The sequence below is a fragment of the Phenylobacterium sp. genome (assembly GCF_044358365.1).
Lineage (GTDB): Bacteria > Pseudomonadota > Alphaproteobacteria > Caulobacterales > Caulobacteraceae > Phenylobacterium.
On the sequence record NZ_JBIKNZ010000099.1, the window covers coordinates 1 to 9,191 of the forward strand.

Consider the following 9,191-nt stretch of genomic DNA (forward strand, 5'->3'; position numbering starts at 1 on the left):
GGCTGAAGACCTTACGCGGCCTCACACCCTACGAAGCCATCTGTACAGCTTGGGCCAACGAACCCCACCGCTTCCGGCTCGATCCGGTCCACTTGACCTCGGGACTGAACACCTAGCCCTCGAACCCACCTACCAGCTCCAGCACCGCCTGGCCGTAGTGCACCAGCTTGGCCTCGCCGACACCGTTGACGCGTTCGAGCGCGGCGCGGCTGGCGGGCCTTGCAGTGGCGATCTCGGTCAGCGTGCGGTCGCTGAAGATCACATAGGGCGGCACGTGTTGGGCCTTGGCCTGGGATGTGCGCCAGGCGCGCAGGGCTTCGAACAGCGGCTGGTCCGCAGGCGACAGGGCGGCGGCGGCGGTTCGCGCGCGTTTGCTCTTTCGGGGTGCGCGCGGGCCATCCTCGGCGCCGTCAGGGTGCTTGCGCATCATCACCCGTTGATCGCCCCGAAAGACCGCGCGGACGGCCTCGGCGTCACCTACGCCGACGAGGGGGCGGCCATCGTTGGGATCCTCCCGCAGCAAGCCTTCGAACAGCAACTGCTCACACAGGTCGCGCCACTGGCTGGTGGAAAGTTCTTGCCCGATGCCCCAGGTGGAGAGTGAGGTCTCCTGCTCGCTAACGTCCTTGGTCTTGCCAAGCAGGTGGTCTACCAGCCGACCCCGCCCATAGCGACCACCCAGCCGGGCCGCCGCTGACAGGGCCTTCTGCGCCGCAAGGGTAGCGTCGATGGTCTCGACCGATCCCGTGCAGAGGTCGCATTGGCCGCAGACCTCCACGCCCTCCTCGCCGAAATAGCGCCGCACCGTGGCCGCGCGACAGCCGGCGCCGTCCAGCAAGGTGTAGAGCTGGCGCACCTTGCGCACCTGCACCTGTTTGACCGCGTCATCCATCTCGCGCTCGGCGATGCGGCGCAACGCCCAGCCCATGTCGGCGGCGCCATAGAGGGTGATGCCTTCGGCCGGCTCGCCGTCGCGGCCCGCACGGCCGATCTCCTGCCAGTAGGCCTCGATGGATCCCGGCGGGTCCGCGTGGATCACGAAGCGGACATCGGGCTTGTCCACCCCCATGCCGAAAGCGATGGTCGCCACCATCACGGCCGCGTCGGCCTCGAGGAACTCCGTCAACCGCGTCTCGCGGAGGCGCCTGTCGAGGCCGGCATGATAGGCGAGGGCGGGCACGCCCGCCGCCCGCAACAACTCCGCCAGCTTCTCGGTCTTGTCGCGTGAGCCGGCATAGACCACGCCGGAACGGCCCGGGCGGGCAGTGACCAGCTCCACCACGCGCTTGTCGGCGCCGCGCTTGCGTTCCGCCGACAGGATCAGTTCGGGCCGCGCAAAGCTGGCGACGAACTCGGCGTCGTTCTCCAGACGCAGTTCGGCACGGATGTCCTCGCGTGTCCGCGCGTCAGCGGTAGCGGTCACAGCCAGGCGCGGCACGCCCGGGAACAGATCGGCCAGTCGCCCGAGCATCCGGTATTCAGGCCGGAAGTCATGGCCCCACTGGCTGACGCAGTGGGCCTCATCGATAGCAATCAGCGAGAGCGGGATGCGGCTCAGCCGGTCCTGCATCCACGGCTGCATCAGCCCCTCGGGCGAGATGTAAAGGATGTCCAGTTCGCCAGCGTCGATCCGCCGCCAGGTCTCGATCTTCTCTTCTGGTTCGATGTTGGAATCCAGCCGCGCGGCGGCCACACCCGACTGTACCAGGGCGGCGACCTGATCGGTCATCAGCGCGATCAACGGCGAGACCACCAGGCCGAGGCCGGGGCGGATCAGGCTGGGGATCTGGTAGCAGAGGCTCTTGCCCCCGCCGGTGGGCAGCACCGCCAAAGCATTCCGCCCCGCCAGCACCTCGGCGATCACATCGGCTTGTAGCCCCCGGAACTCGGCATGCCCGAATGTCCGGCGCAGAATTTCGCGGGCGGCGTCCAGTAGTGAGAGTTCAGCTTCGGCGACAGCGAACGACATGGGCCGGTTATGGCGAGAACCGCGCCCGCGCGCCACCGTTAGCGAGGTCTCTACCCCTGCTTCACCGTCTTGTTCTGGAACCCTGCGATGCGGGCCTGCATATCGGGCCCACGGCCCTGGCCCCGGAAGATCTCGTGGGCGAGGCCAGCGTCTATCTGCAGGCCGTCGGTTTCCACCAGCAGCGCCTTGTTGGCCCTGTGGCTGAACCAGGAGTTGGCGAGGATCTGGGCCGCCAGCGCATCCAGCCGGGTATCGAAGTCAGCGTCCGGCACACAGATATCGGCAAGGCCGATCCGCTCGGCCTCCATCCCGCCCACCGTACGACAGGTCAGCATCAGTTCGCGCGCCCGATAGGTTCCCACTCGCCGTGGCAGACGCTGGCTGAGACCCCAGACCGGGGTGAGCGCCCACTTGGCGTGGGTGTCGGCGAACTTGGCGCCCTCGGCGGCGAAGATGATATCGCCGACCAGAGCGAGTTCCAGCGCCCCCGTGTAGCAGTGCCCGTGAACCGCCGAGATCACCGGCTGCGGCAGGTTGGCCAGCCGCTCGATCACTTTCGACTGGTAGAAGGGCTCCGGTAGCTTCTCGCCTACCGAGATATCACCGAGGTCGTGGCCAGCCGAGAAGCACCGGCCGGCGCCGCGCAGGATCACCAGCCCGACGCTCTCCGTTTCCGTGGCCAATCGCTCCACATGGGCTTCCAGTTCGACGAACACGTCGACGTTCAGTGCGTTCAGTTTGTCGGGACGATTGAGTGTCAGGGTCGCGCTGCCGTCGCGGTCCTGGCGAAGAACGAGGTCGGTCATACGTGCACTCCTATTCCGCCGCCATGGCGGCAGGCGCCGACTGACCGCCCCGCAGGAGTCGGCCAGGCAGGGCGTGGGTCGGCGTTCCATCCCTGTAGGTCACCTGCCCCGCGAGAATGGTGGCGGTGTACCCGTTGGCTCTCTGGATCAGCCGGCGGCCGCCGGTCGGCAGGTCATAGGCCACGCTGGGCGATTTGAGCGTGAGGTTGTCGTAGTCGATGACATTGAGATCGGCGCGGTAGCCAGCCTGGATCAGGCCTCTGTCATAGAGGCCTACGGTCTCGGCTGTGTCGCGGCACTGGCCCTTGACCATGTGTTCGAGGCTCAGTTTCGGTCCACGCGTACGGTCGCGGGTCCAGTGGATCAGATTGGAGGTCGGGAAACTGCCGTCGCAAATCATGCCAACGTGGGCGCCGCCGTCGGAAAGGCCGGGCACAACACAGTCGTGCTGAAGCATCTGATAGGCCGGATCCAGCGAGTTGTGGGCATAGTTCAGCAGCGGCAGATAGAGCATGCCGCGGCCATGATCGGTAAGCATGTGATCCAGCGCCAACGCATAGGGATCGACGCCCCGTCCAGCCGCGATTGCGGCAATGGAATGGTCTGGCGTGGGTTCGTAGTCCGGATTGTCGCCGCCCATCAGATAGATCCGGTCCCAGGCCCGCGCCGGCGACAGACCAGGCGCCCTGGCGTTCTCGGCTTCCTCAGCCAGCAAACGGGCGCGGAACACGGGATCCCTTAACGCCGCAACGCGCTCGGCCAGCGACAGGGCTTTGATCTCGCGATAGCTCGGATGGCTCGAGAACGGGTTCACCGTCAGTTCCAGGCCGAACAGCACGCCCACAGGCCGGGTCGCGACCTGGGCACGGATCTGAAGGCCGGAGGCCTTGGCCTCAGTCATCTGCTCCAGCATGTAGCGCCATTGTTCAGGCTCACGCGGGCTCTGCAGCAGAGAGAACGACAACGGCCGCCCGGACTTGGCCACAATCCGCCGCAGCATGGCGAACTCCTCGACCGGATCGTTGAAATCGGAGACCACCTGCAGCACGCCCTTGCCCGCAGCCGCCATTCCCATGGCGATCCCGGTCAGCTCGTCCTCACCGGCGGTGAGCGTCGCGATCGGCGAGCCATCCGACGAACGGTGATTGAGCGTTCGCGAAGTGCCGAAGCCGATAGCGCCGGCCTCCATCGCGCGCCTGGCGAGCGCCGCCATTGCATGAATGTCCGCTTCGGTTGCGGGTTCCCGGTTCACACCACGCTCGCCCATGACAAACACCCGAAGCGCGGCGTGCGGTAGCTGGCTGGCGATATCCACGTCGAACCGTCGGGACGCCAGCGCGTCCAGATACTCGGGGTAGCTTTCCCAGTTCCACGGCAAGCCCTCGGCCAACACCGGGAACGGAATGTCCTCGACCCCCTCCATCAGCTGGATCAGCCGGTCGTGGTCGTCGGGTCTGCAGGGTGCGAAGCCTACGCCGCAGTTTCCCATCACCACGCTCGTGACCCCGTGCCATGACGAGGGCTGCATCCGTCCGTCCCAGGTGGCCTGGCCATCATAGTGGGTGTGGATATCGACAAACCCCGGGGTCACGATCTGGCCCCGCGCGTCGATCTCCTCTGCGCCTGTCCCGATAATCTTGCCGACAGCGACGATCCGTCCGTCACGGACACCGACATCAGCCTCGAAGGTTGGCGCCCCTGTGCCGTCAACAACGGTCCCGCCCCTCACCACTAGGTCGAATACCTTATCCATGGCGTTTCTCCTGGACCGCTCGTGTCGTCGGCCTGAGCGACATTTGCCGCGCATTCACCGGGGTAGGTCAAGGGTCAGGCCGAGATCTTCGGCCAAGGTTAACGGATCGAGGCCTGAAGTTAACGCTATCGCTTCCCGCGATCTTTACCGCCGCGAGGTCCTTCTGCGACGCATCGAATACGCGCCAACCCGCAGGACGCACTCATGTTCGCGACGCTCAAAATCTCCGGCAGCATCAACGACGAGTTGACCGCCCTGCTTGCGGATTACACCAGCTGTATGGGCGACGACAGCGGCCTGGCCTCCACGTCGCCCCTCGCTGACTTCGGAGATCAAACCGCCTCGCTGGCCGACCTCGCCATCGACCCTGCCAGCGCGGCAGGCCTCGACGGACTGATCGAGATCAGCGATGGCAACTTTGCGTTCGACCTGACGATCCTGGAAGTCGGCCGGACCTTCGGCGGCCCAAGCTTCATGGACCTGCCGTAGACCCGCGTTCAGGCGCCATCTCGGCGGACTTGAATGCGCAACCGTACATAGCCGCAGACCCGTCAAGAGTGACCTCGGCGGTCATGGGATAGGCGCGCTCGCTCATTCCATCCGAGCAGGCGCTGACGTAGAATGTCACCGCCAGACTGCGCCCATCGACGGCCCTGGCGACCCATTGGGCCTGACCGGGCTTGATCGAAGCCCCCGGCGCCTCGGCGACCATGTCTGGCTCGCCCGGTCGGCTTAGGGTGAACCGGGTTCCATCTACCTTGACGGACCAGAATGGTTCGGCGCCCACAGCCGTCATCGGCTGGCTGAAGTCGGACACCATCACAGGGGACACTGTGGCGACTGGCGCATCCGCCGGCGGTGGCGCTGGGACGCCGGTGGGGTCCTGCGGTTGACACGCTGTCAGGGCCAACAGGGCCAGGATTGCGAGGCTGCGTTTCATCCGCGTGATCCTGCCGCAAATCACGCTACCGTCCAGCGCTGTGACGCGCCCTTTCACCTTCTATGAGTTCTTCGCTGGCGGCGGGATGGCGCGGCTGGGTCTCGGCGAGCGCTGGCAGTGCGCCTTCGCCAACGACTTTGACCCGGTGAAAGCCGCCACCTACCGGGCCAACTTTACGGACTCAGCCACCCATTTTCACGAGGGCGATGTTTGGGCGCTATCGACGGAAGACCTGCCCGGTCGCACCGATCTCGCCTGGGCTTCAAGCCCCTGTCAGGACTTCAGCCTCGCGGGCGGGCGCGCCGGGCTGGCCGGGGGACGGTCCTCGGCCTTCTTCGGGTTCTGGCGGCTGATGGAGGCACTGGACGCGGCTGGTCGTGCGCCCCGCCTGCTGGTCATCGAGAATGTGTCTGGCTTGCTCACGTCCAACGACGGCGCAGACTTTGAGGCGCTGGGCGCGGCACTGGCTGGTCGGGGTTATCGTTTCGGAGCGCTGGAGATCGACGCCGCTGTCCTGCTCCCCCAGTCGAGGCCGCGGGTGTTCGTGATCGCGACCAGAGACGCGGCCCCCGGGTTGATCGGCGACAGCCCGTTCCACACGCGAGCCGTCAAGGCGGCGCACGCCCGGCTATCGACCGCGTTGGCGCTTCACTGGATGTGGTGGGGGTTATCGGCGCCGCCCCGGCGCAACACCGATCTTGCCGCCTTGCTGGAGCCTGATGCAGCGGTCGCGTGGCACACGGCCGATCAGACCGCGCGGCTCCTATCGCTCATGAACCCCCTGCATCGCGCCCGGATTGACACGCTGTCCGCCCGCCGGGTCGGAGCGGTCTTCCGTCGGACGCGGATCGAACATGGCCTCCCCGTCCAACGCGCGGAAGTTCGCTTCGATGGTCTGGCCGGCTGTCTGAGAACGCCGCGCGGAGGCTCCTCCCGGCAGGCGATCCTGGTGGTGGAGCCGGATCAGATTCGTAGTCGACTGTTGACGCCTCGCGAGGCGGCCCGACTGATGGGTCTGCCCGACAGCTATCGACTGCCCGCGACCGCGACCGGGGCGCTGCACGTGGCGGGCGACGGCGTTGTGGTTCCCGTGGTGCGCTGGTTGGCTCAAGAGCTGCTGGAACCGCTGCTGGCCGCGTCATCCGCCATGGCGGCAGAGTAAATCTGGACCTGACCTCCGCCCTCACTGCTTCCAATCCGCGTCGGAAGGCTTAGGTTTGCGGCCATCCACGCGCAGCGAGAGCCAACGCCCATGAATACCGCCACCCCCGCCTATGACGCCGCCCGCTTTCGCCGGACTGGCCGTGGCAAGATCTATGACTCCGTTCTCGACCTGATCGGCGATACGCCGCTGGTGCGCCTGCCGCATTTGTCGGCCGCGCTGAAACCCAGGGGTGAGGTGGTCGCCAAGCTGGAATTCTTCAACCCGCTGGCCTCGGTGAAAGACAGGATAGGGGTGTCAATGGTCGAGAGCCTGGAGGCTTTGGGCCTGCTCAAGCCCGGCGGGCGGGTAGTGGAACCCACCTCGGGCAACACCGGCATTGCGCTGGCCTTCGTCTGCGCCGCCAAGGGCTACAAGTGCACCCTTGTGATGCCCGAGAGCATGTCGATGGAGCGGCGCAAGATGCTGCTGATCCTCGGCGCCCAGCTGGAGCTGACCCCGGCGGAGAAGGGCATGTCCGGCGCTGTGGCAAGGGCCCGGGAGATCGTCGAGGCCACGCCGGGCGCGGTGATGCCGCAGCAATTCGAAAACGGCGCCAATCCGTTGATCCACCGGGTCTCAACGGCCGAGGAAATCTGGAACGACACGGACGGCAAGGTGGATGCGGTGATCTCCGGCGTCGGCACAGGCGGAACCATCACGGGCGTGGGTCAGGTGCTGAAGGCGCGCAAACCCTCGATCCGCATGGTTGCGGTTGAACCTTCGGCGTCGCCCGTCCTGTCTGGCGGCTCGCCTGCGCCGCACAAGATCCAGGGCATCGGCGCCGGGTTCGTTCCGGGCATCCTGGACCGCGGCGTCATCGACGACATCGTCCAGGTCTCCAACGACGACAGCTTCGCCATGGCGCGGCGGATGGCGCGGGAAGAGGGCATCCCCGGTGGCATATCGTCCGGCGCCGCCATCACCGCCGCCTTCGAGATCGCCAGCCGCCCGGAGATGGAGGGTAAGCTGATCGTGGCGATCATCCCCAGCTTCGCCGAGCGCTACGTCTCGACCGCCCTGTTCGACGGGCTGTGAGCGAAACGACAGACGTCTTCTCGCCCGAGAAACGCTCCGCGGTGATGCGGCGCGTAGGGGCCAAGAACACCGCTCCGGAGATGATCGTGCGCAAGGCCTTGACGGGGTTGGGCGTACGCTATCGCCTTCACCGCAAGGACCTGCCCGGCTGCCCGGACATCGTTTTGCCCGGCCGTCGGCTGGCGATCTTCGTCCACGGCTGCTTCTGGCACGGGCACGACTGCGCGCGGGGCGCCCGCGTGCCGAAACAGAACCGCGACTACTGGGTGGCCAAGGTGGCGCGGAACCGGGCGCGGGACGCACGGAATCTGGCCAATCTCGGGGAGATGGGCTGGCGGGTGGGTATCCTGTGGGCCTGCGAACTGAGCCATGAGGCCGAGCTTAAAGCCCGGCTTCGCCAACTGGTTCAGATGATCCCCTCAGGCGCCCCATCTTTGGCAGGCGGCGGGCTGCAGGTTCCGGCGCGCGCCTGCACCACATAGAGGAGCGCCCGGCTGTGGCTGAAGGTGTTGTGTTCCGACAGGGGGGTGGTCGGTTCGCCGGTCAACAGACTGTTGGATGTCTCGTCAGCCCCCGGTTGAGCGAGCGTTTGCTGGTTCCACCGTGCGAGCTGCGCGCTGCAGGCGACCGAGGCTGCATGCGCAACCGTTTCCGCGTCATCGCGCGATGACGCCAGGCTGTAGGACCAGCGACGTACGCATTCGTCAACGGCAGCGGCGTCTGCCGACATCCCTGCGATCGGCGCCCCTGGCGTTTTGAAGTCCGCGCAGATCCTGCCGTTGGCCGACATCCCGGAGGAAGGCGCACTGCAGGCCCCAAGCGCCACGGTTGCCAGGCAAAGTGCGACGATGGGCCTATGCATCAACGTCGAGCGCCGATGTATTCTGATCTGACCACATTGCCGTACTGGTCATAGTAGACCTTTTGAACCGCACGCGGCGCTTGCGCATTGGCCTTGCGCGTTGACTCACGCCGCTGGCTTCGGGTCTGGACCTGTCGATCGCAGCCATCGCGACCGATCTCATGGCCGATCACCGCCCCGCCGAGACCGCCGACGATGGGGCCGGTGGATCCGTGGGTCACAGCGCCGCCCAGCAGTGCGCCGCCAACGCCGCCGAGAACCGCACCGTTGAGTTTGCGGCTACGGCAGGAGGCATCAGCGTCCGTGGCGGCGGCAATCATCGGCAGAGCCGCAAGGGCTGAAAGGGTGACATCGCGTAATTGAGGTAGGCCCATCCAGACCTGAGGATACGAAGTCGGAGCGAGTGGATCGCGCTGCTTCAAACAGGAGGATGGGCCAGATGGAAGTTTATGTCGGGTTGGACGTGTCGGACAAGTCCACGCATCTGTGCGTGGTGGATGGTTCCGGAGATGTAATCTGGAGCGGGGCGTGCGCCACCGATCCGGAGGTGATCGCCAGGACGTTGAAGGCCCGGGCGGCGGGTCTGGTTCGGGTGATCCTGGAGACCGGTCCGCTCTCGACG

Annotated in this window: 9 protein-coding genes and 2 pseudogenes; 6 read left to right on the forward strand and 5 right to left on the reverse strand. The window is 66.3% G+C overall.

Annotated elements, in window-relative coordinates:
* Positions 1-116 (forward strand): annotated as a pseudogene (locus ACIQ3B_RS17210) (IS481 family transposase); the annotation flags it as partial.
* On the opposite strand, the gene recQ reads toward ACIQ3B_RS17210, so the two are convergent.
* The 3 genes from recQ to ACIQ3B_RS17225 are packed head-to-tail and all read right to left on the reverse strand — an operon-like array spanning position 113 to position 4,582.
* Positions 113-1,969 (reverse strand): DNA helicase RecQ, encoded by a 1,857-nt coding sequence (gene recQ, locus ACIQ3B_RS17215; RefSeq protein WP_397404755.1) that lies wholly within the window; start codon positions 1,967-1,969, stop codon positions 113-115. The pseudogene ACIQ3B_RS17210 and the gene recQ sit on opposite strands and share 4 nt — an antisense overlap.
* Before the next feature lie 50 nt (positions 1,970-2,019).
* A complete protein-coding gene (locus ACIQ3B_RS17220) occupies positions 2,020-2,775 on the reverse strand; it encodes an enoyl-CoA hydratase/isomerase family protein (RefSeq protein ID WP_397404757.1) in 756 nt (251 codons plus the stop codon).
* Positions 2,776-2,785: 10 nt separating this feature from the next.
* A complete protein-coding gene (locus tag ACIQ3B_RS17225; protein WP_397404759.1) occupies positions 2,786-4,582 on the reverse strand; it encodes an amidohydrolase family protein in 1,797 nt (598 codons plus the stop codon).
* Between the two features lie 150 nt (positions 4,583-4,732).
* On the opposite strand from ACIQ3B_RS17225, the gene ACIQ3B_RS17230 reads away from it, so the two are divergent.
* Positions 4,733-5,017, forward strand: a complete 285-nt coding sequence (locus ACIQ3B_RS17230; protein ID WP_397404761.1) for a hypothetical protein — start codon at positions 4,733-4,735, stop codon at positions 5,015-5,017.
* Here ACIQ3B_RS17230 and ACIQ3B_RS17235 read toward each other — a convergent pair.
* Positions 5,001-5,468: a hypothetical protein gene (locus ACIQ3B_RS17235; protein ID WP_397404763.1), complete on the reverse strand. Its 468-nt coding sequence runs from the start codon at positions 5,466-5,468 to the stop codon at positions 5,001-5,003. The genes ACIQ3B_RS17230 and ACIQ3B_RS17235 overlap by 17 nt on opposite strands.
* A 10-nt stretch (positions 5,469-5,478) precedes the next feature.
* Between ACIQ3B_RS17235 and ACIQ3B_RS17240 the strand changes: the two genes are divergently transcribed.
* From ACIQ3B_RS17240 to ACIQ3B_RS17250, 3 genes are all read left to right on the forward strand, one after another.
* The gene (locus ACIQ3B_RS17240; RefSeq protein WP_397404771.1) at positions 5,479-6,630 is read left to right on the forward strand and encodes a DNA cytosine methyltransferase; all 1,152 of its coding nucleotides are present in this window, start codon (positions 5,479-5,481) and stop codon (positions 6,628-6,630) included.
* Between the two features lie 90 nt (positions 6,631-6,720).
* A complete protein-coding gene (gene cysK / locus ACIQ3B_RS17245) occupies positions 6,721-7,707 on the forward strand; it encodes a cysteine synthase A (RefSeq protein ID WP_397404765.1) in 987 nt (328 codons plus the stop codon).
* Positions 7,704-8,189 (forward strand): very short patch repair endonuclease, encoded by a 486-nt coding sequence (locus ACIQ3B_RS17250; RefSeq protein ID WP_397404767.1) that lies wholly within the window; start codon positions 7,704-7,706, stop codon positions 8,187-8,189. The genes cysK and ACIQ3B_RS17250 overlap by 4 nt, the downstream gene beginning before the upstream one ends.
* A gap of 379 nt (positions 8,190-8,568) precedes the next feature.
* On the opposite strand, the gene ACIQ3B_RS17255 is transcribed toward ACIQ3B_RS17250, so the two are convergent.
* The gene (locus ACIQ3B_RS17255) at positions 8,569-8,889 is read right to left on the reverse strand and encodes a hypothetical protein (protein WP_397404769.1); all 321 of its coding nucleotides are present in this window, start codon (positions 8,887-8,889) and stop codon (positions 8,569-8,571) included.
* Between the two features lie 119 nt (positions 8,890-9,008).
* On the opposite strand from ACIQ3B_RS17255, the pseudogene ACIQ3B_RS17260 reads away from it, so the two are divergent.
* Positions 9,009-9,191 (forward strand): annotated as a pseudogene (locus tag ACIQ3B_RS17260) (IS110 family transposase); the annotation flags it as partial.

Coding starts and splice junctions, on each gene's coding strand:
- ACIQ3B_RS17255 (WP_397404769.1), bottom strand. CDS start 8,889: ATGATTGCCGCCGCCACGGACGCTGATGCCTCCTGCCGTAGCCGCAAA.
- recQ (WP_397404755.1), bottom strand. CDS start 1,969: ATGTCGTTCGCTGTCGCCGAAGCTGAACTCTCACTACTGGACGCCGCC.
- ACIQ3B_RS17230 (WP_397404761.1), top strand. CDS start 4,733: ATGTTCGCGACGCTCAAAATCTCCGGCAGCATCAACGACGAGTTGACC.
- ACIQ3B_RS17220 (WP_397404757.1), bottom strand. CDS start 2,775: ATGACCGACCTCGTTCTTCGCCAGGACCGCGACGGCAGCGCGACCCTG.
- cysK (WP_397404765.1), top strand. CDS start 6,721: ATGAATACCGCCACCCCCGCCTATGACGCCGCCCGCTTTCGCCGGACT.
- ACIQ3B_RS17225 (WP_397404759.1), bottom strand. CDS start 4,582: ATGCGCGGCAAATGTCGCTCAGGCCGACGACACGAGCGGTCCAGGAGA.
- ACIQ3B_RS17235 (WP_397404763.1), bottom strand. CDS start 5,468: ATGAAACGCAGCCTCGCAATCCTGGCCCTGTTGGCCCTGACAGCGTGT.